The following is a 24,073-nucleotide window of genomic DNA, read 5'->3' as shown; positions in this document are numbered from 1 at the left end:
CCGCGCCGTCGGAGATCTGGGGGGCGATGCCCGCGCTGCACCTCGAAGGCGCCGGCGTCCTGCGCCGCGGCCGCCCGCTCGTGGGAGAGGGCCGCGTACTCGTCCAGCCGGGTGCGTGAGAGCCCCCACTTCTGCACGATCCTCTCGGCGGAGTGACGATCACCGCTTCACGCATGAGGGTCCTCCGGGGACGGGGATCGGTACCAGCGGCCGGTGAAGTGGGGCTCGCGCTTCTCGGCGAAGGCCGCATAGGCCTCCTGGGCGTCGGTGGTGGCGAAGTTGGCCGCCTGGGCGCGAGCCTCCGAGGCGAGTGCGGCGTACAGGCTGCTGCTCGTGGCCTCGTTGAGGAGCGCCTTGGTCTGGGCGAGGGCGACGGGCGGACCGGATGCCAGCCGCTCCCCCAGGTCCGTGACGAAGTCGTCGATCCGCTCGGCCGCCACCACCCAGGTGACCAGGTTCAGGGACCGCGCCTCCTCGGCGTCGATCATCTCGGCCAACAGGGCGAGTCGCTTGGCCTGTTGGAGTCCGACGAGCCTCGGCAGCAGCCAGGTGCCGCCGCAGTCCGGGGAGAGCCCTCGGCGCGCGAAGATCTGCGAGAAGCGGGCCTCGGGGGTGGCCACGACCAGGTCGCAGCCGAGGGCCAGGTTCCAGCCCGCGCCGACGGCCACGCCGGTCACCTTGGCGACGGTGGGCAGTGGGAGTTCGTGCAGGAGGACGGCGACCTCGTTCAGGTCGCGCACCTTGTCCAGGGGGTGCCGCCGGTCTCCCGCCCTGAGGTCGGCGCCCGAGCAGAAGGCTCCTCCCGCGCCGGTCAGGACGAGCGCCCGGACGGCACGGTCACGGGCCGCCGCCGCGAGGGCCTCGCGCAGCGCCTCCCAGAGCTCGGGGTCGACCGCGTTCCTGCGGTGCGGGCGGTTCAGCGTCAGGGTCCGTACGCCACCGGCGTCACTCGACAGCAGGACGGTCACACGTCCCTCCGCAGTGCGCGCAACTCCTCGTCGGTCAGGCCCAGTTCAGCCAGCACCCGGTCGGTGTGCGCACCGAGCGCGGGGACCGCGCCCATCGGTGGGTCGTATCCGGAGATGACCGGGGGCGGCAGCAGCGCCGGGACCGGTCCCGCGGGTGTGTCGATGTCGCGCCAGCGGTCGCGGGCCGCGAGGTGCGGGTGGGCGAGGACGTCGCTGGGGGTGTTGTAGCGGGCGTTGCCGATGCCTGCCTCGTCCGCGCGCCTTTGGATGTACGCCAGTTCGTGCCGCGCGCACCAGGCGGCGAGCTCCGTGTCCAGCAGGTCGCGGTGCTCGACCCGGCCGGGGTTGGTGCGCAGGCGTTGGTCGTCCGCGAGGTCCGGACGCCCCAGCAACTCCCGTGCCAGGCGCTGCCATTCGCGGTCGTTGGTGGTGCCGAGCACGACGGTCCGGCGGTCGGCGGTGCGGTAGGCGCCGTACGGGGCCACGGCCGGGGAGCCCATGCCGCGTGGCTGTTGGTCGACTCCGGTGTGCCGGGTGTAGTTGAGGGCGTAGCCCATCAGCTCGGTCATCGTGTCGAAGAGGCTGACCGTGACAGACCGTCGCTCACCGGAGTACAGCAGGGCCACGATCGACAGCGCCGCGTACAGTCCGGTGCTCGCGTCGGCCATCGGCGGCCCGGGCTTGGCGGGCGCGCCCGGCGTTCCGGTGATCGCGCAGGCGCCGGACTCGGCCTGGACGAGAAGGTCGTAGGCCCGTTTGTGGGAGAGCGGGCCGCCCTGCCCGTAGCCGTCGATCTCCACCGCGATGAGGTCGGGGTGGCTGGTGGCCAGGTCGTCGGGGGCGATGCCGAGCTTGGCGGTGGTGCCGGGGGTGAGGTTGGAGACGAGGACGTCGGCACGGTCGAGGAGGCGGTGCAGGGTGCGCAGACCCGCCTCGGTCTTGAGGTCGAGGGTGACGGATTCCTTGCCGCGGTTCACCCACACGAAGTGGGCGGAGACCCCGCCGACCACGTCGTCGATGTAGCGAGCGGAGTCGCCGCCGGCCGGGTTCTCCACCTTGATGACCCTGGCGCCCAGGTCGGACAGGGCCCGGGTGCACAGGGGGGCGGAGACGGCCTGCTCCAGGGCGACGACGGTGACGCCGTCCAGTGGTCCCATCAGATCACCAGGCCGCCGTCGACCGGCAGCACCTGGCCGGTGACGAAGGATGCCGCGTCGGAGGCGAGGAACACGAAGGCGCCGGCGACCTCCTCGGGCTCGGCCCAGCGGCCTAGGGGGATGCGGGCGAGCATGGTCGCGGCGAACTTCTCGTTCGTGCGGATGGTCTCGGTCATCGGGGTGGCGGCCAGCGGGGCGAGGGCGTTGACCTTGATCTGCCTGCGGGCGAGTTCGCGGGCCAGGGACTTCGTCATGCCGATGACGGCGGCCTTGGCGGCGGAGTAGTTGACCTGGCCGAGGGTGCCGGTGAGCCCGGCGGACGAGGTGACGTTGATGATGCGTCCCGTGCCGTCGGTGGGCAGGAGCGGGAGCGCGGCCTGGGAGCAGGTGAAGGTGCCCAGGACGTGGATGTCGAGCAGTTTGCGGAAGGTGTCCTCGTCGAGGTCCGGGAACATGGCCGGTGCGGTGACTCCGGCGTTGTTCACCAGGATGTGCAGGGTGCCGTCGGCGAGTGCGGCGGCCTTCGCCACGGCGGCGTCCGCGGCCGACCGGTCCCGTACGTCCAGCGGTGCGCTGTCCGCCGTACCGCCGGACGCCGCGATCTTCTCGGCGACGGCCTCGGCTGCCGTGCCGTCCACGTCCGTGACCAGGACGGCCGCGCCGGAGTCGGCGAGTGCGTGGGCGACGGCGGCCCCGATGCCGCCCGCGGCTCCGGTGACCAGCGCCGAGCGGCCGGTCAGGTCGAACAACCCGTTGATCATGTCGTCCTTCACCGTCGTTCAGTCGGAGGCGGGCAGCGGCCTGGCCGCCTTGAGCGTCATCGGGACGCCGTCGCAGGCGAGTTCGCCCGCCCCGGCGCTGGTGCACAGCACTTCGAGGGTGTCGGCGGCGTCGACGTACCGCTTGCCGAGGAGGGTGACCGGTTCGGCTCCCGTGGCGGGTACCGCGGGGGCGCCGGTCGCGGGGATCATCGGGCTGCCGCAGCAGGTCAGGGCAGGGGTGCGGTCGGCGGGGGCCCGGACGACGACCACGCGGGTGGTGCAGACGGTGCCGGCGAGCTGGTCACCGGGTCGCAGGGTCGGTGCTGGCGAGGTCATGGTTCAGGTCCTTTCCGGCAGGGGGTCCGGGGGTGGTCCCCCGGGAAGGCACAGCGCTCAGGCGGTCGGCGAGCACGGCGAGGTCGTAGGACTGGCGGGCCATCCAGAACCGCAGGAATCCGGTGAGCGAATAGCGCAGGAAGAGCGCCGCGCCGACGACGGTCGCGGCGATCCCGCCGAGGCCGAGGGCGAGTCCGTCGCGCTGGTCGAGGGGGTTCTGGGTGGTGTGGGTGACGAGGTAGGCCGAGGCGGCGAGGGCCAGGCCGAGGACCATCAGGGTGGCGCCGAGGCGCAGCCAGAGGGTCGTGCGGGCGGCGGCCGGGTCGGGGATCCTGAGCTCGGACAGCTCTCGGACGAAGCGGTCGGCCCGCGTCTCACCGGACATGGATGTCATGCGGAACTCCCCAGATAGAGGGCGGACAGTTCATCGCGCAGGCCGCCGTCGGGGTGGCCCTGCCGCTCGACCCTGCCCCGGACGAGGACGGCCGCGTGGTCGGCGATGCCGAGGACGGCGGCCGCGAACTGCTCCACGACAAGGACGGCCACGCCCTGCCGAGCGATCTCGGCGACCTGCTCGTACAGCTTCGCGACGACCAACGGGGCGAGGCCCATGGACAGTTCGTCGAGGAGCAGTACGGCGGGGTCGGTGGCCAGTCCGCGGGCGAGGGCCAGCATCTGCTGCTCGCCGCCGGAGAGGGTTCCGGCCGCCTGCAAGGAGCGCTGGGCCAGTACGGGGAAGCGGGTGTAGGCGATCTCCTCGATCTCCGCGCGGCTGCGGCCCGTGAAGGTCATCATCAGGAGGTTGTCCCGGACCGACAGGTTGGGGAACACCCCGCGTCCCTCGGGGATCAGGCAGACTCCGGCGCGGGCGAGGTCGCTCGGGTCGGCGCCGGTCACGTCCCGGCCGCCGAGGAGCAGCCGTCCGGACTGTGCGGGGTGGAGGCCGGCCGCGACCCTCAACACCGTGGTCTTTCCCGCGCCGTTCGGGCCGAGCAGCGCGACGACCCGGCCCGCGCGGACATCGAGGTCGACGCCGTGCACGACGGTGATCCCGTCGTGGGCGGCCCGTATGTCGCGCAGTGCGAGCAGTGGGTTCACGCGTCCCCCAGGTAGGCGGCCAGGACCGTCTCGTCGGCGCGGATCACGTCGGGCGGGCCCACGGCTATGACCTTGCCGAGGTCGAGGACGTACACCTCGTCGCACACGCTCATCACCAGGCCCATGTCGTGTTCGACGAGGACGACGGCCGTCCCGTCGTCGGCGAGCGAGCGCAGCAGGGCCGCGAACCGCTCGGTCTCCTCGCCGTCCTGTCCGGCCGCGGGTTCGTCGAGGAGCAGCAGACCGGGGCGTACGGCGAGGGCGCGGCCGACCTCGACGAGGCGGGCGACTCCGGTGGGCAGCGTGTCGGCGCTCGACTCGGCGATGCCGGTCAGGCCGAGCCTTCCGAGCAGTTCATCGGTGACGTCGGCGGCCCGGCGCCGCTCGGGGCCGAGTTCGGCGGCGACGAGCAGGTTGTCGCGGACGCTCAACCGGCCGAAGAGTTCCAGGCGTTGGAAGGTTCGGGCCAGCCCGTGCCGTGAGCGGCGGGCCGGGCCGAACCGGGTGACGTCTCTGCCGCCGAGGACGACGCGTCCGGCCGAGGGCCTGCGCAGCCCGGACACCACATCGAACAGTGTTGATTTTCCCGCCCCGTTGGGCCCGATGAGCCCGGTGACCCGGCCGCGCTCGGCGCTCAGTCCGACCCCGTCGAGGGCACGGTTGCCGCCGAAGGCGACAGTCACTCCGCTAACCTCCAGCAGTGCCACGGGCCAGCACCTCCCCGTCCTGGGGGCGCCAGGGACGCCGTATGCCCCACCACTCCACCGGTACGTCCGGCTCGTCCTGAGGCCGGGACGCGTAGGCACGGAGGGCGTACGCGACGACCAGGGAACCCAGCAGCAGCGTCCAGCCGTTGATCACGTCGGTCAGTCGCAGGACCCAGCCCAGCGCGAGGACGCCGAGCAGGGCGGGCAGGGCGATCCGGTCGCGGCCGAGAGGCTCCCACTGGCTCCGGAACCGGGAGATGAGGCCCTGCGGGCTGTGGCCCAGGCCCATCCCGGCCAGCGCGGGCAGGACGCTGACGATGTTCTGGGTCCAGGACGCGAGCCCGATGAGGATGTTGGGGCCGACGAAGGCCGTGCCGGCGAACAGCCCGTTGCCGACCGCTCCCAGGCCGCCGATCACCGCGACGAGGAAGATCGGCAGCCCGGCGACGAGGCTGAACTGCTCAGCGGTGACGGCCTGTTGCTGCATCCCGTAGAGGGCTCCGCCGAGCCCCGCGATCCCGGCCGACAGGGCGAAGACCAGCACCTTGGCCACCAGGAGGTTGCCGCCGAGGGTGGCGTACGCCGCCTCGCTGTCCCTGAGCGCGATCAGCCGCCGGCCGAATCCGCTGCGCCGCAGCCACGCGACGGCGAGGGAGGAGAGTCCGAGGAGGACCGCGGCGAGGACGGTCAACTCGGCCGCGGCGTCCAGCCGTAGACCGAACACGTCGGGTCCGGCCATGTCCACCGAGCCCTGGTCGAAGAGCGCGATCCGCACACCCAGGACGTCGAACGACGGCAGGGTGAAGATCCACCGGTCGAGGACGACCGCGAACGCGGCCGTGCCGAGGGCCAGATAGACGCCCGAGAAACGCAGCGCGGGTACGGCGACCAGGGCGCCGGCGGCGGCCGAGACGGCGATCGCGGCGGCCAGCGCCCAGAGTTGGCCGTGTGCGCCCAGGTGTCCCCACACGACCGCGCCGATGCCCGCCATGCTCAGCTGGCACAGCGAGATCTGTCCGGCGTACCCGGCGAGCGGGACGTACGACAGGGCGACGATGCCGAGGGAGAAGATCGGGCCGTAGGTGACGAGGTCGGCCTCGCCGAGGACGGTGGCCAGGACGAGCGCGAAACCGACGGTGGCGGCCGCGAACACGGCCGTTCCCCTGAGCGAGGGAGCCGGGACGCGGACCAACCGCCGTTCCCTGCCCCGCAGTCGAGGGTGGCGGAAGACCAGCAGGGTCAGGAAGAGCAGCAGGGCGGGGGCGGCGAGACGCAGCCCGGGGAGGTAGTCGTTCTGCGGGAGGTAGCCGGTGAGGTAGCTCTCCACGCAGCCGACGACGACCGCGCCCAGGAAGGTGAGGGGCAGGCTGCGCAGTCGGCCGAAGACGGCCGCGGTGTAGGCGCTGACGATCAGGAGGGAGAGCTGGGAGGCGTCCAGGGCGACGGTCGGGGCGATCAGGATGCCGCCGATCGCGGCGAGTTGGGTGCCGAGGATCCACGCGGTGCGTCCGGCCCGGGCGGGGTCGGCGCCGGTGAGCCGGGCGAGTGCGGGGTCGTCGACGGTGGCCCGCATCTCGGTGCCGGTGCGGGTACGGTTCAGCAGGAACCACAGCGCGGCGGCGACCGCGAGGGCCACGGTCATGGTGAGGGCCTGGTGCCAGGTGACGGTGGCCGGGCCCAGGTGGAAGGGCCGCCGGTCGGCGAAGAAGGTGTCCAGCGGGCGGGGGACGTTGGGGTCCCAGATCCAGCGGGCGGCGGCGATTGCGCCACTGAGCAGCGCCACCGTCATCACCAGCCGTTCGGCCTCGCCGAGGTGCTGCACGGGCCGCATCAGGACCCGTTCCACGGCGAGCCCGAAGCCCGGTGCGAGCACCAGCAGCACCAGCGCGAGGGCCACCGGGACCGGCCAGCCCCAGCCGACGGTGAACTGCCAGTAGCAGAACGCCGCCAGCATGCCCGCCGCCCCGTGCGCGAAGTTGAACACGCCGGTGGTGACGTAGGTGAGCACCAGTCCGCTGCCGATCACCGCGTAGATGGCTGCGGTGCTCAGGCCGACGATCCCGAAGGTGAGGAACTGCTCCATCTATTTCACATCGCTCAGGGATTTGCCCACGTCGGCGAGGGTGAGCGGCTTGCCGTAGTTCCCCTTGAACTCGTACGCGGGCTCGTCGCACCGGTAAGCGCCGTCGTTGGGCGCGAAGTCGGCCGGGACCCACCCCTTGGATGTGGCCTTCTCCACGTTGAAGCAGCTCAGGGGGGCGTCCGAGGTGGACAGGTCGACGGGGGCGAGCAGACCGCCGCCGGTCCACCCGCTCTCCTTGCGGGCGGTCTCGTAGACGCACTTGCGGGTGAGGTCGTCGCCGCAGGCCGTGGCCGACTTGGCGAACAGCAGCCAGGCCGCGAAGCCGCGGACCGCGGGGAGGGTGACCTGGGCCTTCGGGGCGTACTTCTTGAACAGGTCGACGAGTTGCCGGGTCGCCGGGTTGTCGGCGGCCTTCTCCAGCGGGTACACCCCGCTGAGGTCGGCGAGGTTGTTCTGGAAGTCCAGGGACCTGCCCGCGAGTTGGAGGAAGGCAGGACCGTAGGCGTTGTTGTTGGCGTCGATCCAGTCGAGCTTGTAGTCCATGCCGGTCAGCACCTGTTCCAGCTTGGACAGCTGGACGAAGTCGCCGTTGAAGACGAGGCCCTTGACGCCCTTGCTCTTGATGGACTGGGCGTACGGTGTCCAGTCGGAGACGCCCTGGGCCGGATACAGATCCTTGTAGACGATCTTCGCTCCGGCGGCCTTGAGGCCCTCCTGCGACTCGGCGTTGATGACCTTGGTGACCGGGACGTCGCCGCCGATGGTGCCGATGGCGCTCGCCGAGTCCGGGTAGGCCTGCTTGAGCAGCCAGTCGTAGTACCCCGCGTAGCGGTTGTAGGACGCGCCGCCCGTGGCGTTGAGCTGGAGGTCCGAGCCGTTGTTCTGGATCTGGCTCACCTGTGCCGGGAAGTCGGGCAGCAGACAGTTCAGGCGGTCCTTGACGCCGAGTGCGTCGAGGGCCGCGCCGCCGCCGACGAGGGCGAAGTCCTCCTTGCAGGCCTCCAGCATCCGCTGGCGGACCTCCATCAGCTTGGTGTCATGGGTGGTGGCGGTGAGCTTGCGGCCGTTGATGCCGCCGGCCGCGTTGCACCAGGAGGTGAACACCTCGGCGGCGTCCACGAATTCGGACTTCTTGGTGAAGCCGACGTCGGAGAACACCCCGAGCTCGATGGAGTCGGCGGTGACGCCCTGCGCGGACGCCGTCTTGGCGGTGCCGGGGCCGCAGACCTTCTTCAGGTCGCCGAAGTCGGCGGTCGCGGCCTGCTGGGCGGCCGCGGTGGGCGACCCGTCGTCGGACGCCGTACCGGTGTCGTCGTGGCCGCCGCATCCGGCGACGGCGAACAGCGCGGCCGCCGCGAGGGCGGCGGGAATTGCCTGGACTCTCACGGGAGTTCCCTTCCTGAGGGCGGTCACTGCTGCTCCGGTACGGCGAAGGTCTTGAGCTCAAGGAACTCCTCAAGACCCGCCACACCCATCTCCCGGCCGATGCCGGACTGCTTGAACCCGCCGAACGGGGCGTCGGCCGCGAAGAAGTTGCCCCCGTTGATGCTGAAGGTGCCGCTGCGGACGCGGCGGGCCACGGCGACGGCCCGTTCGTCGGTGGCGGCCATCACGGTGCCGGACAGCCCGTACATCGAGTCGTTGGCGATCCGGACGGCGTCGTCCTCGTCGTCGTAGGGGATGACCGCGAGGACGGGTCCGAAGACCTCCTCCTGCGCGATCTCGGCGCCGGGATCGACGTCGGTGAGCAGGGTCGGCTCGTAGAAGAAGCCCTCGCGTTCGGCGGGCCTGCCGCCGGTCACCAGGCGGGCCCCGTCGGCGACCGCGCGCTCGACCATGCCGTGCACCTTGGTGCGCTGCTTCTCGCTGATCAGGGGGCCCATGTGGGTGCCCGGATCGGTGGGGTCGCCGTAGCTGACCTTGCCGAGCATGGCGGCGACGAGGGTGACGAGCTCGTCGTGCTGGTCGCGCCGGACGAGGAGCCGGGAGGTGAGGGCGCAGCCCTGGCCTGAGTGGGAGCAGATGGTGAACGCGGCGAACATCGCGGCGTTCCTGAGGTCGGCGTCGTCCAGGACGATCATCGCGGACTTGCCGCCGAGCTCCAGGAACACCCGCTTCAGGGTGGCCGAGGCGGCCGCCATGATGGCCCGGCCGACCGGGGTGGACCCGGTGAAGGTCACCATGTCGACATCGGGGTGGGTGGTGAGCAGTTCGCCCGTCTCCGGTCCCGAGGAGGTGAGGACGTTCACCACGCCCGCGGGGATGTCGGTCTCCTCGGCGATGATCCGGCCGAGCGCGAGCGTCGTCCACGGGGTGTCCGGGGCGCCTTTGAGCACCACGGTGCAGCCGGCGGCGAGCGCGGGGACGAGCTTGGCGAGGGCCAGTTGGTTGGGGAAGTTGTACGCCACGATCGCGGCGACGACTCCGGCGGCCTCCTTCTCCACCCAGCGGCGGTGGCTCCGGCCCCGGCTCTCGACGGTGCCGAGGTCCTCGCGGAACTCGTGGCGTTCGAGCAGGTCAGCGTAGTACTTGACCATCTCGACCGGCTCGTCGAGCTGTGCGCCATGGGTGAGTTGGCGCGGGGCGCCGACCTCGGCGATGGTCAGGTCCCGCAGCTCCTCGCGGTGCCGGTGCAGTCCGTCGTACAGCTGGCGCAGGCATCGCAGTCGCAGCGCGCGGTCGCGCATCCAGTCGGTCGTGTCGAAGGCCCTACGGGCCGCCGCCACGGCGGCCCCGACATGCCCGGTGTCCGCGTCGGAGGCCGTGCCCAGCACCTTTCCGGTGGCCGGATCGATCGTTTCGAAGCTGCGGTCGGCGTGGACGAGCTCGCCGTCGATCAACAGCCGTTCCTCATGGAAAAGACTCACGGCTCCCCATCTCTCCCGGGTGCTTGCGTGCCACGGTCCTGCCTGCGGTGGAAAGTAGCTTCTCGCCAGATGAGAAGCAACCATTCGCGCAGGAGAATTACGCATTCACACAGCAGCGGGAGGAATCGTGCCCGGTCAGCGCAGGGGTACCGCGATCGCCATGCCGGACAGGGGACTTCGGCAAGCCGCGCGTCTGATGGTTGACGCCCGGGAGACCGCGTGAAAACCTTCCACCCGTATAACGAGAACGCCATTCTCGGCCTTGCCGTGACTCGCCCTCGTCGTGAGGAGTTCCGCATGCCGCCGCGTCTGCCTCCGCTGCCGGACGACCAGTGGGACGACCGGACCCGTCAGGCGCTGTCCTCGCTGCTCCCCCGGCGGCTGCGCAACGAACAGGGCGCGGGACCCGCCATCGCCACCCTGGCCCGGCACCCGGACCTCGCCGAGCTCTTCCTGCCCTTCAGCACCTTCATGCTGTTCCGGTCCTCGCTGCCGCCCCGGATCCGCGAGCAGGTGACCCTGCGGGTGGCGAGACGCCGCGACTGCGCCTACGAGTGGGCCCACCATGTGAAGCTCGCACGGGAGGCGGGGCTGTCGGACGCCGAGATCGAGGCGGCGGCCGGGGGCAAGGCGGCCGATCCCGTGGAGAGCCTGGTCCTGTCGGCGGTCGACGAACTGGAGGACCACTCCACCCTCTCGGACGCCACATGGAACGCGCTGGCCGAACACCTCGACGAACGCCAGCGGATGGACCTGGTGTTCACGGTCGGGACGTACGCCCTGCTGGCCATGGTCTTCAACGCGTTCGGCGTGCCGGGCGCACCGGAAGGAAACGGCGATGACCACTGACGACCTCGTGGAGATCCAGCAGCTCCTGGCCCGTTACGCGGTGACCATCACCCAGGGCGACATCGGCGGACTGCTCGCGGTGTTCACCCCGGACGGCACCTACAGCGCCTTCGGCGACACCTATCCGCTCGCGGAGTTCCCGTCGCTGGTCGCGGCGGCGCCCAAGGGGCTGTTCATGACCGGCACACCCGCCATCGAGCACGCGGACGGCGACACGGCGACGGGCACCCAACCCCTCTGCTTCGTCGACCACGCCACGCACGAGATGCGCATCGGCTACTACAACGACACCTACCTGCGCACCGACGACGGCTGGCGACTGCGGACCCGGGCGATGACCTTCATCCGCCGCAACGGGACGCACGACTCGGGACGCCCGCACGCCTTCGAGCGTCCCACAGCATGAAGTCCCAGGACTTCGGGTCGGTCCCCGAGTTCCGGTCCGCGCTGCGGGCCTGGCTCGCGGAGCACGACCTCTCCCCCGGCCCGGACCACTCGCTCGACGCCCAGGTCGCCCAACTCGCCCGGGTGCGCCGGGCGTTGTTCGAGGCCGGATGGATGCGACACGGCTGGCCCGCCGGGGTGGGGGGCCTCGGCGGGCCGGCCGTGTTCCGGGCGGTGCTCGGCGAGGAGATCGCCACCCGTGGCCTGGCCGAGCCCGGCATCTGGTCGATGGTCGAGGTCCTCGTCCCGACCCTGATCTCCTACGCCCCACCCGAACTGGCCGCCGAAATGGTGCCGTTGCTGCTCGGCGGCCGGGAGCAGTGGTGCCAGGGCTTCTCCGAACCGGGCTCCGGCAGCGACCTGGCGTCCCTGACCACCCGGGCGGTCCCGCGCGAGGACGGCACCTGGGTGGTCACAGGACAGAAGGTGTGGACGAGCCTCGCCCAGTACGCGGCCCGCTGTGTGCTGCTGACCCGCACCGCACCGGGTCACGACGGCATCACCGCCTTCTTCGTCGACATGGACACCCCGGGCGTCACCGTCCGGCCGCTGCGCACCCTGCACGGCGTCGACGAGTTCGCCGAGGTGTTCTTCGACGACGTCGTGGTCCCCGCCGAGCGGATGCTGGGCCGCCCCGGCGACGGCTGGCGGCTCGCGATGGACCTGCTCCCGCACGAGCGCTCCACCTGCTTCTGGCATCGCATCGCCCATCTCTACACGCGGCTCGACAGATTGCTCGACGAGACGTCGGCCGCCGTCCCGGACGACGCGGCCCTCGGCTCCGCCTACCTGGCCCTGCACACGGCCCGCTGCCGCTCCCACGGGACCCAGCGGCGGCTGGCGGAAGGGGCCCGGCTCGGCCCGGAGACCTCGGTGGACAAGGTGCTGCTCGCCACCGCCGAGCAACAACTCTTCGAGACCGTACGGGACTTGCTGCCCGGAGTGCTGGAGCTCACCGAGTCGCCGTGGCGCTCGGAGTACCTGTACGCGAAGGCGGCCACGATCTACGGGGGCACCGCCGAGATCCAGCGGAACATCATCGCCCGCCGGCTGCTCGATCTGGGAAGGGAGTGAGCATGGACGCGGGCGAGATGGAGCTGCTCTCCGAGACCCTGCGCAAGACGATGACGGCCGCGTCGGGGCCCGCGCTGGACGCGGCGCTGGCCGAGCTGGGGTGGGCGGAGTTGCTGGCGGAGTTCCCGGGGGTGGCGATCCCTGTCGTGTTCCGGCTGCTGGGCGAGACCGGGGCGCACGCTCCCGTGCTCAATGACGTGGTGCTGGGCGCGGCGGGGCTGCCCGCGGGTGGGGCGCCGGCATTGCCGTACACGGGCGGGAGGTGGGTCGTGTGGGAGCGCGGCCCCGAGGACCCGGGGCGCTCCGGCGGGATGCTGGACACCGAGCTGCCCCTGCGGCTCGCTCCGCCGGGCGACGACGGGGACGCCGTACTGCTGGACGCGGGCCGACGTGCCCTCGGCTGGTGGCTGCTCGGGAGCGGGCGGGCCATGGTGTCGCTGGCCCGGACCCATGTGCTCGACCGGGTGCAGTTCGGCCGTCCGCTCGCCTCCTTCCAGGCCGTACGGCATCGGCTCGCCGAGACTTTCGTGGCACTGGAGGGCGCGGAGGCCGCCCTCGTCGCGGCCGAGGACTCCTTCAGCTGTCTGCTGGCCAAGGCCGCCGCCGGACAGGCCGCGCTCACGGCGGCCCGGCACTGCCAACAGGTGCTCGGCGGAATCGGGTTCACCGCGGAGCACCCGCTGCACCGGCATGTCCGTCGTGCCCTGGTGCTGGACGGGCTGCTCGGCAGCGCGCGGGAGCTGACCAGGGAGGCCGGGGCTCGAATCCGTACGGAGGGATCGGCACCCCGGCTGGTTCAGCTGTGAGTCACCACTGCATCGGCCCGTTGACGTCGAAGTAACCGCCGGTCGGGCCGTCCGGGGCGACCTGCGCCATGCGCACGATGATCTCGGCGCCCTCCGCAACGGTCTGTGTGCCGGTGTTGCCGTTCAGGTCGGTCTTGGTGAAGCCGGGCTCCACGGAGTTGATCCGCATGGCCGGGAACGCCTTCGCGTACTGCACGGTGAGCATGTTGACCGCCGTCTTGGATGTCGGGTAGGCGACGCCCGGATAGAAGTGCGCGGGGTGGTCGGGGTCGGAGACATGGCTCAGCGAGGCCAGACCGCTGCTGACGTTGACCACGACCGGCGCGGCCGAGCGCTGGAGCAGCGGCAGGAAGGCGTGCAGGACGCGGACCACGCCGAAGACGTTCGTCTCGAAGGTGTTGCGCATCTGGTCGGCGGTCACGGTCGCGGCGACGGGCACGCTGTTGTCCTCCGTCCTGGTCTCGATCCCCGCGTTGTTGATCAGGACGTCCAGTCCGCCGTCGGCCTCGACCGCCTTCGCCGCGGCCTCTACGGAGGCGTCGTCGGTGACATCGAGCTGGACGAACCGGGCACCGAGCTCGTCGGCGGCGCGCCGGCCTCGCTGGACGTCACGGGCGCCGACGTAGACGGTGTGACCCGCGGCGATGAGCCGGCGGGCGGTCTCGAAGCCGATGCCCTTGTTCGCTCCGGTGATGAGTGTTGTCGTCATGCCGTTCAGGTTGCTGCGCGGCGGCGAGGACAGCCAGAAGACCCTTCTTCCTGGGACTGGCGGTACCAGGCACATCCACGCCCGACGGTGTTCACTGAGGAGCATGGCGGCGACAGAACTGGGACAGGCGCTGCGGCGCTGGCGCGACCGGGTCCCCCCGGACGCGGCCGGCCTGCCCTCCGGAGGTCAGCGGCGCGCGGCGGGGCTGCGGCGCGAGGAGCTGGCCCTGCTGGCCGGCATCTCGGTCGACTACGTCACGCGTCTCGAACAGGGGCGGGCGGCCAACCCGTCCGCCCAGGTCGTCGAGGCGCTGGCGCGGGCGCTGCGGCTGTCGGGGGACGAGCGGGCCTACCTCTTCGGACTCGCGGGGCTGGTGCCGCCGGGCCCCGACGTCGTGCCGGGCCACATCACGCCGAGCGTGCAGCGCCTGCTGGACCGGCTGGTCGACACGCCGGTCGCGGTCTCCGACGCGGCCATGACGCTGCTGCTGGCCAACCCGATGTACGCGGCGCTGATGGGTGATCCGTCCGCCCTGCACGGCTTCGAACGCAACGGCGTGTGGCGCAACTTCACGGGCATGCCGAGCCGGGTACGGCACACCCCGGAGGAAAGGCGCGTCTTTGAGGCCGGCATGGTCGCCGAACTGCGCGCGACCGCCGCCCGCTACCCCGCGGACCGGCAACTACCGCGTCTGATCTCCGAGTTGCGCACCAGGAGCGCGCGGTTCGCCGAACTCTGGGACGCCGGCCTGGTGGGCCGTCTCGCCGCCTCGCACAAGACGATCGAGCACCCGCAGGTCGGCACGATCACCCTCGACTGCGACCTGCTCCGGGTGGAGGGGAACGACCTCCACATCCTGGTCTACTCGGCCGAGCCCGGCACCGAGGCCGCCGAGAAGCTGCGGCTGATCTCGGTGCTGGGCACCCAGAGCCTGGTCGGGAAGGGCTAGCGGAGTTCCGGAGAGCTATCGGAGCGTCTCCTTCATCTCGTCCAGCTTGGCCAGGATCGGATAGCCGCTGACGCTGAGCGCGTTGCCGTGTCCGGTCTGGTGGATGTCGAAGACGGACTGGATCGCGGCGTAGAAGCCCTGTACGTCGAGGGTCTGGTTGACGGCCCGTTTGGCCTGGCGGAGCCCGAACGCGGGCATCCTGGCGATCTGCTCGGCGAGTTCACGGGTCTCGGAGTCCAACTCGTCCAGCGGGACGACCCGGTTGACCATGCCGACCTTCTCGGCCTCCTCAGCGGTGAGGGGACGCCCGGTGAAGAGGATCTCCTTGGCCTTGCGGGTTCCCAACTCCCAGGTGTGACCGTGGTATTCGACACCGCCGATGCCCATCTGGACGACGGGGTCGGAGAACAGGGCGTCCTCGGCGGCCACGATCAGGTCGCAGGGCCAGCAGAGCATCAACCCGCCCGCGATACAGCGCCCCTGGACGGCGGCGATCGACGGTTTGGGGGTGTTACGCCAGCGCAGGGTGTACTCCAGGTACCGGCGGTTCTCGGCGCGGTAGATCCACTCCAGGGTGATCTCGTCGGGGGCGGGCCAGCGGTCCTTGAGGTCATGGCCGGCGGAGAAGTGCCTGCCCTCCGCCCGCAGCACGATCACCTTCACCTCCTCGTCCTCGGCGGCCCGGGTCCAGGCCGAGTCGAGTTCGTCGAGCAGGGCCATGTTCTGGGCGTTGGCGACCTCGGGACGGTTCAGGGTGAGTGTCGCTATACGGTCCTCGACCTCGTACAGGATGTGCACGGACCTCTCCTCAACGTCGCGGCAGACCGAGCACCCGCTCGGCGATGATCGTGCGCTGGATCTCGGACGTACCGCCGGCGATGGTGCCGCCGAAACTGCGGGCGAAGCGGTTGAACCAGCCCGCGAAGTCGTCGTCGTAGCTCATGTGGGAGTACGGCGCCGTCGTCGACGGATGGTCCAGGGCGGCAGGGCCCGACGCCTCCAGGATTCGCTCCAGTGCGCGTTGCGCGGCCTCCGAGCCGAACACCTTCAGTACGGACAGCGCGGGCACGTCCTGCTCGCCGCGCGCGGCGCGGGCCAGGGCGGCCGAGCCGAGCAGGCGCAGTGCCTGGAGGTCCATGACGAGGGTGGCGTACCAGTCCTTCTCCAGGGCGTTCGTCGGCCGGAAGTCCCGCAGGGCGGCGTCCATCCGCTCGGCCTCGCCCAGCCACATCAGGGTCCGCTCGTGTCCCAGGGAGCCGTTGGCTACCCGCCAGCCCTGATTGAGGGGGCCGACGAGGTTCTCGGCGGGGACGCGGACGTTCTCGAAGAAGACCTCGTTGAAGTCCCTGTCGTCGGGCCGGGTGTACGAGGCGAAGGGGCGGCGGGTCAGCCCGGGGGTGTCGGTGGGGATCAGCAGCACACTGATCCCCTTGTGCTTGGGGGCCTCGGGGTCGGTGCGGACGAAGGTGAGCAGGACGTCGGCGTCGTGGGCGCCGGAGGTCCACACCTTCTGGCCGTTCACCGTGAAGTGGTCACCGTCGAGCTCGGCGCGGGTGCGCAGGGAGGCGAGGTCGGAGCCCGCGCCGGGCTCGCTCATCCCGAGGGCGGCGGTGATCTCGGCGCGCAGGATGGGCACGGCCCAGCGGTGCTTCTGCTCCTCGGTGCCGAAGGAGAGAAGGGAGGCGGCGATGATGCCGACGCCCTGGGGGTTGAAGCTGTGGTAGATCCGGCGGCGGGACAGTTCCTCACGGTGGACGTACTGCTGGAGAACCGTGGCGCCCCGGCCCCCGAACTCGGGAGGGTTGCCCGGCAGCAGCCAGCCCTCGTCGAACTGGAGCCGCTGCCAGCGCCTGGCCCACTCGGGGATGTGGGCGGTGGAGCGGGAGCGCTCCGTGGCCTCGGCCTCCGTCGGGAGGTTCGCGTCCAGGAAGGCCGCGAAGTCGGCGCGGAAGGCCTCCACGTCGGCGTCAAACGTGAGTCGCATGGCTCTCCTCAGGCATCGGTCGCACGGCTCTCCTCCGCTATCCGCGCCCGGTGCTCGGCCGCGCCCCCCAGCAGCAGCTCCCCCGCCTTGGCCCGCTTGACCGCGAACTGCAGGTCGTTCTCCCAGGTGTGCCCCATGGCGCCGAACAGCTGGACGGCGTTGCGGAACACCACGGCCTGGCACTCGCCGGCCCCCGCCTTGGCCATGGCGGCGGCGAGGGCGCGGCGCGGGTCGTCGGCGGCGATGGTCAGGGCCGCGTAGTAGGCGAGGGCGCGGGCCCGCTCGACCGCCACATGCATGTCGGCCGCCTTGTGCTGCACGGCCTGGAAGGAACCGATCGGGGCGCCGAACTGATGGCGGGTGCGGACGTGGTCCAGGACCAGGTCGAGGGCGCGGCGGCACGCGCCGACCATCGTCAGGGCCAGCCCCGTCAGGGCGATGTGGCGGGCCCGCTCGGGGTCGGCGTCGCTGCGTGCGTCGGCGCCGACCCGCACCCCGTCGAGGGTGACGTCGGCGAAGTGCAGGACGGGATCGAAGGCGGGCGTGCGGACGGCGGTCACCTCGGCGGCGGGCACCACGAACACACCCGCCTCCGTGACAACGGCCAGCCGGTCGGCCCGGTCGCCGTCGAGGACGTGGCGGGCGGTGCCCTCCAGGACCCAGCCGCCGTCGGCCGGGCGGGCGCTCACCCCGTCGTGGACGGCGGCACCGGCCTGGCCGGGCTCGCCCAGCCCCTCCGCCAGCGGGGCGAACTGGGTGAGCGTCGCCAGATACGGCGTCGGATCGGTGGCGCGGCCCAACTCCTCCAGGACGATCGCCAGCTCGACCGCGTCGGCGGGGTCGGTCAGCCCGGTCCAGCCCAGATCGCCGTAGACCCGCCACAGCGGAGCCGGATCGGCGCCGTCGTCGACGACCGCCCGCACCAGCGTCGGCGGGCACTCCTTGGACACGGCCTTGTGGACGGTGTCCTGCCACAGGCGCTGCTCCGCGTCGAACTCAAACAGCATCACGGCTCCCCAGGTCCCGCTCCCGGCCCGGCTGCTGCCGCTCCAGGGTGTCGACGGGTGTCGAGAATATAATTCTCCCTATCTGAAATCGACAGTCTCCTTCATGTCATCCGATGTGTCCAGGCTGGAGGCGAGTGCTTGCCGCTGCGCTACAGTAATGTTCTCCCCATGACACAGAAGGCGGACCAGCCCGTGAGCAGCCCGAGCGAGGAGCCGGCCTGGAAGCAGCGCGCCGTCGAGCGCTCCACCCAGGCCGCGAAACGCCGGGCCGAGCAGAGGGTCGAGCGGTTCCTCGACGCGGCGCAGGCGATCATGGCGGAGAAGGGCACCACGGACTTCACCGTCCAGGAGGTCGTCGACCGTTCCCGCCAGTCGCTGCGCAGCTTCTACCAGCACTTCGACGGCAAGCACGAACTGCTCCTCGCCCTGTTCGAGGACGCCATGAGCAAGTCCGCGGACGAGCTGCGCACCATCGCCGCCGAGCAGTCCGGCCCGCTGGACCGGCTCAGGGTCGTCATCCAGACCCTGTTCGACAGCTCGCGCCCCAACCCCACCGGCAAGCAGGCCCCGCTGTTCACCGATTTCGCGCTGCGTCTGCTGGTCTCGCACCCGGCCGAGATGCGGGTGGCGAACGCACCGCTGCTCGCCCTGTTCAGCGAGCTGATGACGGAGCTGGAGGAGGCCGGGCTGCTGCGCCAGGGCTTCAAGGCCCGCCGGGTGGCCGCGCTGACCATGCAGACCGTCATGTTCAACGCCCAGTCCAGCGGCCAGGAGGGGTCCCACCCGCTCACCGCGGAGGAGATCTGGGACTTCTGCGCGAAGGGCTTCACGCTCAGCTGACGCCCATGGGAGCGGGGCGAGCCAGTTGAGAACTCCATTCTCACAGTCGTAAATTTGGCTTACGATCAAGGGTATGCCGCTTGCCTTGAGTGAACTCTGGGACGATCTGCTCGCCTGTCTCGACCTGCGCGCACACCCCGCGGACGCGCCCTTCGGTTATGAGGGCCGCAACCAACGCCTGGGCTATCACCGGCTGTTCGGCGGTCAGCTGCTGGCCCAGTTCGCCAGGGCGGCGCAGCTCTCCTGCCCGGACAAGACCGTGAAGTCCCTGCACGCCCTGTTCGCGCGTGCCGGCCGCCCCGAGGAGCCCGTCCACTACGAGGTGGAGCGGCATCACGACGGGGGCTCCTTCGCGACGCTGACGATCACGGCCCGGCAGTCCAAGGGCGTGGTGGCCACCGCCTCGGTGTCCCTGCACACCCCGGAGGACGGACCGGCCCACCAGACGGTCGCCGCCGTCCCCGCCCTGCCGGGCCCCGAGCACCGCAGGGACCTGCATCCGCTGCCCTGGGAGACCCGGACCACCGCCGAGCTCGACGTCGCCGGCTCCGAGCCGCCCGAGTTCGACCTGTGGATGCGCACACCGACGTCCGCGGCGGATCTGGCCCCCGCCCTCACGGCGTACGCCACCGACCTGACCCTCATCGGGACCGCGCTGCGTCCCCTCGCGGGGCTCACCCAGCACGACTCGGGGACGGCGTTCACCTCCGCGGTCACCTCGCACACGGTCTGGTTCCACCGCCCCTTCGACGCCGGCGACTGGCTGCTGCTGCGCCAGCACAGCCCGGTCCTGGCCCACGGCCGCTGCTTCGGACGCGGAGACGTACTCACCGAGGGCGGCTCCCTGGTCGCGTCATACGCCCAGGAGGCCCTGCTGCGCCTCACTCCGGGGGCGGCGGGATGACGGCGCTCCGGGTCGTCCAGTGGGCCACCGGCACGATCGGATCCCGGTCGCTGCGGGCCGTCGTCGAGCATCCCGGGCTCGATCTGGCCGGCGTGTACGTGCATTCGCCGGACAAGGCGGGGCGGGACGCGGGTGAGCTGTACGGGCCAGGTACGGGTGTCGTGACCGGCGTGACTGTCACTCAGGACATCGAGGACGTCGTCGAGTTGGGCGCGGACTGCGTACTGTACATGCCGCTGCTGTGCGACCTGGACGAGGTGTGCCGACTCCTGGAGTCTGGCGCCAACGTCGTGACCACGCGCGGGGAGTTCCATCATCCGCCGAGCATGGATCCCGTGGTGCGCGAGCGGGTCGAGGTCGCGTGCGAGCGGGGCGGGACGTCGATCCACAGCACCGGGAGCAGTCCGGGGTTCATCACGGAGGCGGTGCCGCTCGTGCTGACGTCGATCGCGCGGCGGGTCGATCGGCTGACCATCGACGAGTACGCGAACCTCTCCCAACGCCCTTCTCCTGAGCTGCTGTTCGAGGTGATGGGGTTCGGGTCGGCGCCCGCCGCGTTCGACCAGGGGCGGCTCTCCCATGCCCGGGAGAGCTTCGGTCCGTCCCTGCGGCTCGTCGCCGACGCGCTGTCGCTGCCGCTCGACTCCCTTGAGGCGGACGGGGAGTTGGCGACCGCACGGCGCCGGGTGCGGATCGCCGCGGGTGAGCTGGCCGCCGGGACGGTCGCCGCACAAAGGCTCACGGTCACCGGTCTGCACGCCGGGCGCCCGCTGCTGCGGTTCCGAGCCACCTGGTACTGCACGACCGACCTCGACCCGGCCTGGGACCTGCACGACACCGGCTGGCACGTCTCCGTCGAGGGCGACGCCCCGCTGGAGGTCGGCCTGCGGCTGCCGGTGCCGCTCGACCGGATGGCGGCGGTGTCACCCTCGTACACGGCGAACCGTGCGGTGAACGCGGTGCCGTTCGTGTGCGCGGCGGAACCAGGCATTCGTACGACGCTGGATCTGCCGCAGATCACGGCGGTGCTGGGGCGCGGTGGAGGTTCGGGCAAGGGCTGAGGCGAGGGTTCGCGACCAGACTACCTCGGCACCTCGATCACCATCGCCGAACCCATTCCGCCCCCCGCGCACATCGAGGCCACGCCGATCCCCCCGCCCCTGCGGCGCAGTTCATGCACGAGAGTGACCAGCATGCGGGCGCCGGTCGCCGCGACGGGGTGGCCGAGGGAGCAGCCGCTGCCGTTGACGTTGACCCGGTCCGGGTCGAGGTCGAGCAGGCGTACGGCGGCGACGGCCACGGAGGCGAAGGCCTCGTTGATCTCGAACAGGTCGACGTCGGCCGTGCTGAGCCCGGCGCGGGAGAGCGCCTTGGGAACGGCCTTAACGGGCGAGAGGCCGGTCTCGGCGGGGTCGACACCGACATTCGCCCAGGACCGTACGACGGCCAGGACGGGCAGACCGTCCGCGGTGGCCGCGGAGTCGCTCGCCACCGCCAGTGCGGCGGCGCCGTCGTTGCCGCCGCAGGCGTTGCCCGCGGTGATGCTGAAGCCCTCGATCTCGGGGTGCAGCGGCTTGAGCGCGGCCAGTTTCTCCAACGAGGTGTCCCGACGCGGGTGTTCGTCGACACAGAAGAGCCCGTGCGCGGTCCGGATCGGCACGATCTCGGCGTCGAAGCGGCCCTCGTCGATGGCCCGGACGGCACCTCGGTGCGAGCGCAGCGCCCAGGCGTCCATCTCCTGGCGGCTGACGTCCGCCCGCTGGGCGACGTTCCAGCCGATGGTGATCGACATGTCGGTGTTGGGGGCGTCCGGCCGGTCGGGGTGGGTGGGCGGCATCCAGGGCTCGACCCACTCGCCGTCGACCCGGAAGCTCGACTTCGGCGCGGTGGAGGCGGAGTTGACGCCACCCGCGATCACGAGGTCGTCCATGCCGGAGCGGATGGTGGCGGCCGCGGCCGCGACGGCGGACAGTCCTGCCGCGCAGTGCCGGTTGACGGCCTGTCCGGGTACCGCGGTCAGCCCTGCGGTCAGGGCCGCGTGCCGGGCCAGCACTCCGCCGCCGTACAGGCCCTCTCCGAGGACCACGTCGTCCACCCGCTCCGGGTCGAGGCCGCGCGCCACGGCGCCGACGACGTGTTCGGCGAGGTCGTAGGCCGTGGTGTCGCGCAGGGTGCCCTTGCGGGCGGTGCCGACGGGGGTGCGCAGGGCGGACACGATGACTGCCTCGGGCATGGGCGTCTCCAACCAACTGGGCGGGCCGGACGGGGATCACAGCCCCTGATGAGAATACTACTCTCGCAAAATCAGAACGTGACTCGCAAGGGGGCTGTCATGGAGATAGCGGGGTCGTCCGCGCTCGTGGTCGGCGGGGCCGGAGGTCTGGGCGAGGCGACGGTCCGCCGGCTCCACGGGGCGGGTGCGTCGGTGGTCGTGGCCGACCTGGCCGACGAGAAGGGCAGGGCCCTGGAGAAGGAGCTGGGCGTCCGCTACGTCCGTACGGACGCCACCGACGAGGACGACGTGCGCGCGGCCGTCGGCGAGGCCGAGTCCCTCGGCCCGCTGCGGATCTCGGTCGACACCCACGGTGGCCCCGCGAGCGGGGGACGGCTGGTCGGCCGGGGCGGTGAGCCCCTGGAACTGGCGGGATTCCGGCGGACGATTGACATCTACCTCACCGGTGTCTTCAACGTGATGCGTCTCGCCGCGGCCGCCATGGCCCGCCAGGAGCCGTTGGACGACGGTCAGGGGCGGGGCGTGCTCGTCAACACCGCGTCGATCGCGGCGTACGAGGGGCAGACCGGCCAGCTCCCCTACGCGGCCGCGAAAGGCGGCGTCACCGCCATGACCCTCGTCGCCGCCCGCGACCTGTCCCCGCTCGGCATCCGGGTGGTCACCATCGCCCCCGGCACGTTCCTCACCCCCGCGTACGGCAGGGCCGGCGACGAATTGGAGGCGTACTGGGGGCCGCAGGTCCCGTATCCCCGCCGCATGGGCCGCTCCCCCGAATACGCCGCGCTCGTCCAGCACATCTGCGAGAACGGCTATCTCAACGGCGAGGTGATCCGGCTGGACGGGGCGCTGCGGTTTCCGCCGAATTGACATGCTCCTCGCCCTGGCGAGGATTCCGGCCTTCTTGACCGGTTGCTGTGCCGCTACGCGGCACGGTTTCCGGTCTCGAATCCATGGCTTCCTGTTTCTTCGCGCTGTGCCAGAACGGGTTCTGGTCTTACCGGCGCTCCGCAGGCCGTTACCGCCAGTCCGGCGGCCTGTTTGATGTTGAGTGCGACGTTGTGGTCCCGGTCGGGACGGCGCCGCAGGCGGTGCAGGTCCATTCCCGCACGTTCAGGGGTTTGGGTCCGTCCTTGGCGCCGCAGGTGGAGCAGGTCTGGGAGGTCGGTGTGAACCGGCCGATCTTGACCAGGGTGCGGCCGTACCGTTCCGCTTTGTACGTGAGCATGCTGAGGAACTGTGCCCAGCCCGCGTCGTGTACGGACTTGGCCAGCCTGGTGCGTGCCAGTCCTGCCACCGACAGATCCTCCACGGCGATCCCTTGGTTCTCGGAGATCAGCCTGGTCGAGAGCTGGTGGTGGAACTCACGGCGTGCGTCGGCAACCTGGGCGTGGGCGCGGGCGACCTTGAGGCGGCCCTTGGCCCGGTTCTTCGATCCCTTCTGCTTACGGGACAGCTCCTTTTGGGCCTTCTTCAGCTTCTTCTCCGCGCGCCGAAGGAAGCGCGGGGAGTCGATCTTCGTGCCGTCGGACAGGACCGCGAAGTGAGTCAGGCCGAGGTCGATGCCGATGGTGTGGCCGGTCCCGGGCATCCGTGCCCGGTCAGCGGCGGGGTCGGTGTCGATGACGAAGGAGGCGAAGAACCGCCCGGCCGCGTCCTTGATGACGCTGACGGAGGTGGCAGTGGTGGGCAGGGTGCGGGACCATTTCACCTTCACCGCACCGATCTTCGGCAGGTTCAGACGGCCGCTGTCGGTGATGCTCCATCAGGCATTGGCGGTGAACCGGATCGACTGCCGGGTGTCCTTGCGGGACTTGAAGCGGGGCGCGCCCAGTTTCGGGCCCTTGCGTTGGCCGGTGAGGGAGGCGAAGAAGTTGCGGTACGCCCTCTCGGCGTCCCGCAGGGACTGCTGGAGCACCACCGCGGAGACCTCGCCCAGCCAGGACCGCTCCTTCGTCTGCTTCGCCTCGGTGATCAGCTTCCGGGACAGGTCACCGGCCGTCGGGAACGGCCGCTCGGACGCGCGGGCGTCCTCGCGGGCGCGCACCGCGTCGTTGAACACGACGCGGGCGCACCCGAACGCCCTGGCCAGCGCGGCCTGCTGAGCGGCGTCGGGGTACAACCTGAAGGCGTACCGGAGCTGCATGACGATCACACTAGGCACGTCGAACCCGCGTCGTCACCGGGAACATACAAGCGACCCGTCACCGATACGAAGCCCCGTCCGGCTCCGCCGGAACGCCACCGCAACGCTCCGCGTCGCCGCCACGAGATTCGCTTCACCCCAGGCCTGAAGGCCG

The 24,073-nt window shown here is 71.2% G+C and carries 24 protein-coding genes and 1 pseudogene; 9 read left to right on the top strand and 16 right to left on the bottom strand.

What is annotated here, in order from left to right:
• Window positions 1–167: 167 nt before the first annotated feature.
• The 10 genes from ACI2L1_RS35255 to ACI2L1_RS35210 are packed head-to-tail and all read right to left on the bottom strand — an operon-like array spanning window position 168 to window position 9,977.
• On the bottom strand, window positions 168–968 hold the full coding sequence (locus ACI2L1_RS35255; RefSeq protein ID WP_404743493.1) for an enoyl-CoA hydratase/isomerase family protein: 801 nt from the start codon (window positions 966–968) through the stop codon (window positions 168–170).
• Window positions 965–2,125, bottom strand: coding sequence for a CaiB/BaiF CoA transferase family protein (locus tag ACI2L1_RS35250; protein WP_404743492.1), 1,161 nt, complete (start codon window positions 2,123–2,125; stop codon window positions 965–967). Before ACI2L1_RS35250 ends, ACI2L1_RS35255 begins: the two co-directional genes overlap by 4 nt.
• Window positions 2,125–2,886 (bottom strand): SDR family NAD(P)-dependent oxidoreductase, encoded by a 762-nt coding sequence (locus tag ACI2L1_RS35245; protein WP_404743491.1) that lies wholly within the window; start codon window positions 2,884–2,886, stop codon window positions 2,125–2,127. Before ACI2L1_RS35245 ends, ACI2L1_RS35250 begins: the two co-directional genes overlap by 1 nt.
• An 18-nt stretch (window positions 2,887–2,904) precedes the next feature.
• Complete coding sequence (locus ACI2L1_RS35240) at window positions 2,905–3,222, bottom strand: hypothetical protein (protein ID WP_404743490.1); 318 nt, start codon at window positions 3,220–3,222, stop codon at window positions 2,905–2,907.
• Complete coding sequence (locus ACI2L1_RS35235) at window positions 3,188–3,616, bottom strand: hypothetical protein (RefSeq protein ID WP_404743489.1); 429 nt, start codon at window positions 3,614–3,616, stop codon at window positions 3,188–3,190. Before ACI2L1_RS35235 ends, ACI2L1_RS35240 begins: the two co-directional genes overlap by 35 nt.
• Complete coding sequence (locus ACI2L1_RS35230; RefSeq protein WP_404743488.1) at window positions 3,613–4,320, bottom strand: ABC transporter ATP-binding protein; 708 nt, start codon at window positions 4,318–4,320, stop codon at window positions 3,613–3,615. Before ACI2L1_RS35230 ends, ACI2L1_RS35235 begins: the two co-directional genes overlap by 4 nt.
• Window positions 4,317–5,003 carry an ABC transporter ATP-binding protein gene (locus ACI2L1_RS35225; protein ID WP_404743487.1) on the bottom strand — a complete coding sequence of 229 codons (687 nt, stop codon included), beginning with the start codon at window positions 5,001–5,003 and terminating at the stop codon, window positions 4,317–4,319. Before ACI2L1_RS35225 ends, ACI2L1_RS35230 begins: the two co-directional genes overlap by 4 nt.
• Window positions 5,004–5,007: 4 nt before the next feature.
• Window positions 5,008–7,110, bottom strand: coding sequence for an ABC transporter permease (locus ACI2L1_RS35220; RefSeq protein ID WP_404743486.1), 2,103 nt, complete (start codon window positions 7,108–7,110; stop codon window positions 5,008–5,010).
• The gene (locus ACI2L1_RS35215; RefSeq protein ID WP_404743485.1) at window positions 7,111–8,496 is read right to left on the bottom strand and encodes an ABC transporter substrate-binding protein; all 1,386 of its coding nucleotides are present in this window, start codon (window positions 8,494–8,496) and stop codon (window positions 7,111–7,113) included.
• Between the two features lie 23 nt (window positions 8,497–8,519).
• Window positions 8,520–9,977 carry an aldehyde dehydrogenase family protein gene (locus ACI2L1_RS35210; protein WP_404743484.1) on the bottom strand — a complete coding sequence of 486 codons (1,458 nt, stop codon included), beginning with the start codon at window positions 9,975–9,977 and terminating at the stop codon, window positions 8,520–8,522.
• A gap of 297 nt (window positions 9,978–10,274) precedes the next feature.
• On the opposite strand from ACI2L1_RS35210, the gene ACI2L1_RS35205 reads away from it, so the two are divergent.
• The 4 genes from ACI2L1_RS35205 to ACI2L1_RS35190 are packed head-to-tail and all read left to right on the top strand — an operon-like array spanning window position 10,275 to window position 13,150.
• The gene (locus ACI2L1_RS35205) at window positions 10,275–10,826 is read left to right on the top strand and encodes a carboxymuconolactone decarboxylase family protein (RefSeq protein WP_404743483.1); all 552 of its coding nucleotides are present in this window, start codon (window positions 10,275–10,277) and stop codon (window positions 10,824–10,826) included.
• Window positions 10,816–11,232, top strand: coding sequence for a nuclear transport factor 2 family protein (locus ACI2L1_RS35200; RefSeq protein ID WP_404743482.1), 417 nt, complete (start codon window positions 10,816–10,818; stop codon window positions 11,230–11,232). The genes ACI2L1_RS35205 and ACI2L1_RS35200 overlap by 11 nt, the downstream gene beginning before the upstream one ends.
• Window positions 11,229–12,344, top strand: coding sequence for an acyl-CoA dehydrogenase family protein (locus ACI2L1_RS35195; protein ID WP_404743481.1), 1,116 nt, complete (start codon window positions 11,229–11,231; stop codon window positions 12,342–12,344). The genes ACI2L1_RS35200 and ACI2L1_RS35195 overlap by 4 nt, the downstream gene beginning before the upstream one ends.
• Before the next feature lie 2 nt (window positions 12,345–12,346).
• Window positions 12,347–13,150, top strand: coding sequence for an acyl-CoA dehydrogenase family protein (locus ACI2L1_RS35190; protein ID WP_404743480.1), 804 nt, complete (start codon window positions 12,347–12,349; stop codon window positions 13,148–13,150).
• 1 nt (window position 13,151) lies between these two features.
• On the opposite strand, the gene ACI2L1_RS35185 is transcribed toward ACI2L1_RS35190, so the two are convergent.
• Window positions 13,152–13,859: an SDR family NAD(P)-dependent oxidoreductase gene (locus tag ACI2L1_RS35185; RefSeq protein ID WP_404743479.1), complete on the bottom strand. Its 708-nt coding sequence runs from the start codon at window positions 13,857–13,859 to the stop codon at window positions 13,152–13,154.
• A 103-nt stretch (window positions 13,860–13,962) separates the two neighbouring features.
• Between ACI2L1_RS35185 and ACI2L1_RS35180 the strand changes: the two genes are divergently transcribed.
• On the top strand, window positions 13,963–14,808 hold the full coding sequence (locus ACI2L1_RS35180; protein WP_404743478.1) for a helix-turn-helix transcriptional regulator: 846 nt from the start codon (window positions 13,963–13,965) through the stop codon (window positions 14,806–14,808).
• A 15-nt stretch (window positions 14,809–14,823) separates the two neighbouring features.
• Here the strand turns inward: ACI2L1_RS35180 and ACI2L1_RS35175 are convergent, their stop codons facing one another.
• From ACI2L1_RS35175 to ACI2L1_RS35165, 3 genes are read right to left on the bottom strand one after another with little or no spacing between them, the layout of a single operon-like run.
• Entirely contained in the window at window positions 14,824–15,606 is a 783-nt protein-coding gene (locus tag ACI2L1_RS35175; RefSeq protein ID WP_404743477.1) for an enoyl-CoA hydratase, read from the bottom strand.
• A gap of 10 nt (window positions 15,607–15,616) precedes the next feature.
• The gene (locus ACI2L1_RS35170) at window positions 15,617–16,792 is read right to left on the bottom strand and encodes an acyl-CoA dehydrogenase family protein (protein ID WP_404743476.1); all 1,176 of its coding nucleotides are present in this window, start codon (window positions 16,790–16,792) and stop codon (window positions 15,617–15,619) included.
• Window positions 16,793–16,800: 8 nt separating this feature from the next.
• Window positions 16,801–17,799, bottom strand: a complete 999-nt coding sequence (locus ACI2L1_RS35165; protein WP_404743475.1) for an acyl-CoA dehydrogenase family protein — start codon at window positions 17,797–17,799, stop codon at window positions 16,801–16,803.
• Window positions 17,800–17,967: 168 nt separating this feature from the next.
• Here ACI2L1_RS35165 and ACI2L1_RS35160 point away from each other — a divergent pair, with 168 nt between their 5' ends.
• The 3 genes from ACI2L1_RS35160 (at window position 17,968) to ACI2L1_RS35150 (ending at window position 20,604) form a co-directional block, all read left to right on the top strand.
• The gene (locus tag ACI2L1_RS35160; protein ID WP_404743474.1) at window positions 17,968–18,639 is read left to right on the top strand and encodes a TetR/AcrR family transcriptional regulator; all 672 of its coding nucleotides are present in this window, start codon (window positions 17,968–17,970) and stop codon (window positions 18,637–18,639) included.
• 73 nt (window positions 18,640–18,712) lie between these two features.
• A complete protein-coding gene (locus tag ACI2L1_RS35155) occupies window positions 18,713–19,543 on the top strand; it encodes an acyl-CoA thioesterase (protein ID WP_404743473.1) in 831 nt (276 codons plus the stop codon).
• Entirely contained in the window at window positions 19,540–20,604 is a 1,065-nt protein-coding gene (locus tag ACI2L1_RS35150; RefSeq protein ID WP_404743472.1) for a dihydrodipicolinate reductase, read from the top strand. The genes ACI2L1_RS35155 and ACI2L1_RS35150 overlap by 4 nt, the downstream gene beginning before the upstream one ends.
• Window positions 20,605–20,624: 20 nt before the next feature.
• Here the strand turns inward: ACI2L1_RS35150 and ACI2L1_RS35145 are convergent, their stop codons facing one another.
• Window positions 20,625–21,776: a thiolase family protein gene (locus tag ACI2L1_RS35145; RefSeq protein WP_404743471.1), complete on the bottom strand. Its 1,152-nt coding sequence runs from the start codon at window positions 21,774–21,776 to the stop codon at window positions 20,625–20,627.
• Between the two features lie 99 nt (window positions 21,777–21,875).
• On the opposite strand from ACI2L1_RS35145, the gene ACI2L1_RS35140 reads away from it, so the two are divergent.
• Window positions 21,876–22,643, top strand: coding sequence for an SDR family NAD(P)-dependent oxidoreductase (locus ACI2L1_RS35140; RefSeq protein WP_404743470.1), 768 nt, complete (start codon window positions 21,876–21,878; stop codon window positions 22,641–22,643).
• Between the two features lie 53 nt (window positions 22,644–22,696).
• On the opposite strand, the pseudogene ACI2L1_RS35135 reads toward ACI2L1_RS35140, so the two are convergent.
• Window positions 22,697–23,919, bottom strand: a pseudogene (locus ACI2L1_RS35135) (RNA-guided endonuclease InsQ/TnpB family protein).
• Between the last annotated feature and the right edge of the window lie 154 nt (window positions 23,920–24,073).

The sequence above is a fragment of the Streptomyces sp. NPDC019531 genome, from assembly GCF_044903305.1.
Taxonomy (GTDB): domain Bacteria; phylum Actinomycetota; class Actinomycetes; order Streptomycetales; family Streptomycetaceae; genus Streptomyces.
Note: the sequence above shows the minus strand (reverse complement) of the source record. Positions and strands in the feature narration are given on the sequence as shown.

What these genes read in the sequence shown, in the direction of transcription:
- ACI2L1_RS35250 (WP_404743492.1), bottom strand. Translation starts at nt 2,125, where the DNA reads ATGGGACCACTGGACGGCGTCACCGTCGTCGCCCTGGAGCAGGCCGTC.
- ACI2L1_RS35245 (WP_404743491.1), bottom strand. Translation starts at nt 2,886, where the DNA reads ATGATCAACGGGTTGTTCGACCTGACCGGCCGCTCGGCGCTGGTCACC.
- ACI2L1_RS35240 (WP_404743490.1), bottom strand. Translation starts at nt 3,222, where the DNA reads ATGACCTCGCCAGCACCGACCCTGCGACCCGGTGACCAGCTCGCCGGC.
- ACI2L1_RS35235 (WP_404743489.1), bottom strand. Translation starts at nt 3,616, where the DNA reads ATGACATCCATGTCCGGTGAGACGCGGGCCGACCGCTTCGTCCGAGAG.
- ACI2L1_RS35220 (WP_404743486.1), bottom strand. Translation starts at nt 7,110, where the DNA reads ATGGAGCAGTTCCTCACCTTCGGGATCGTCGGCCTGAGCACCGCAGCC.
- ACI2L1_RS35205 (WP_404743483.1), top strand. Translation starts at nt 10,275, where the DNA reads ATGCCGCCGCGTCTGCCTCCGCTGCCGGACGACCAGTGGGACGACCGG.
- ACI2L1_RS35200 (WP_404743482.1), top strand. Translation starts at nt 10,816, where the DNA reads ATGACCACTGACGACCTCGTGGAGATCCAGCAGCTCCTGGCCCGTTAC.
- ACI2L1_RS35195 (WP_404743481.1), top strand. Translation starts at nt 11,229, where the DNA reads ATGAAGTCCCAGGACTTCGGGTCGGTCCCCGAGTTCCGGTCCGCGCTG.
- ACI2L1_RS35190 (WP_404743480.1), top strand. Translation starts at nt 12,347, where the DNA reads ATGGACGCGGGCGAGATGGAGCTGCTCTCCGAGACCCTGCGCAAGACG.
- ACI2L1_RS35185 (WP_404743479.1), bottom strand. Translation starts at nt 13,859, where the DNA reads ATGACGACAACACTCATCACCGGAGCGAACAAGGGCATCGGCTTCGAG.
- ACI2L1_RS35180 (WP_404743478.1), top strand. Translation starts at nt 13,963, where the DNA reads ATGGCGGCGACAGAACTGGGACAGGCGCTGCGGCGCTGGCGCGACCGG.
- ACI2L1_RS35170 (WP_404743476.1), bottom strand. Translation starts at nt 16,792, where the DNA reads ATGCGACTCACGTTTGACGCCGACGTGGAGGCCTTCCGCGCCGACTTC.
- ACI2L1_RS35165 (WP_404743475.1), bottom strand. Translation starts at nt 17,799, where the DNA reads ATGCTGTTTGAGTTCGACGCGGAGCAGCGCCTGTGGCAGGACACCGTC.
- ACI2L1_RS35160 (WP_404743474.1), top strand. Translation starts at nt 17,968, where the DNA reads ATGACACAGAAGGCGGACCAGCCCGTGAGCAGCCCGAGCGAGGAGCCG.
- ACI2L1_RS35155 (WP_404743473.1), top strand. Translation starts at nt 18,713, where the DNA reads ATGCCGCTTGCCTTGAGTGAACTCTGGGACGATCTGCTCGCCTGTCTC.
- ACI2L1_RS35150 (WP_404743472.1), top strand. Translation starts at nt 19,540, where the DNA reads ATGACGGCGCTCCGGGTCGTCCAGTGGGCCACCGGCACGATCGGATCC.
- ACI2L1_RS35145 (WP_404743471.1), bottom strand. Translation starts at nt 21,776, where the DNA reads ATGCCCGAGGCAGTCATCGTGTCCGCCCTGCGCACCCCCGTCGGCACC.
- ACI2L1_RS35140 (WP_404743470.1), top strand. Translation starts at nt 21,876, where the DNA reads ATGGAGATAGCGGGGTCGTCCGCGCTCGTGGTCGGCGGGGCCGGAGGT.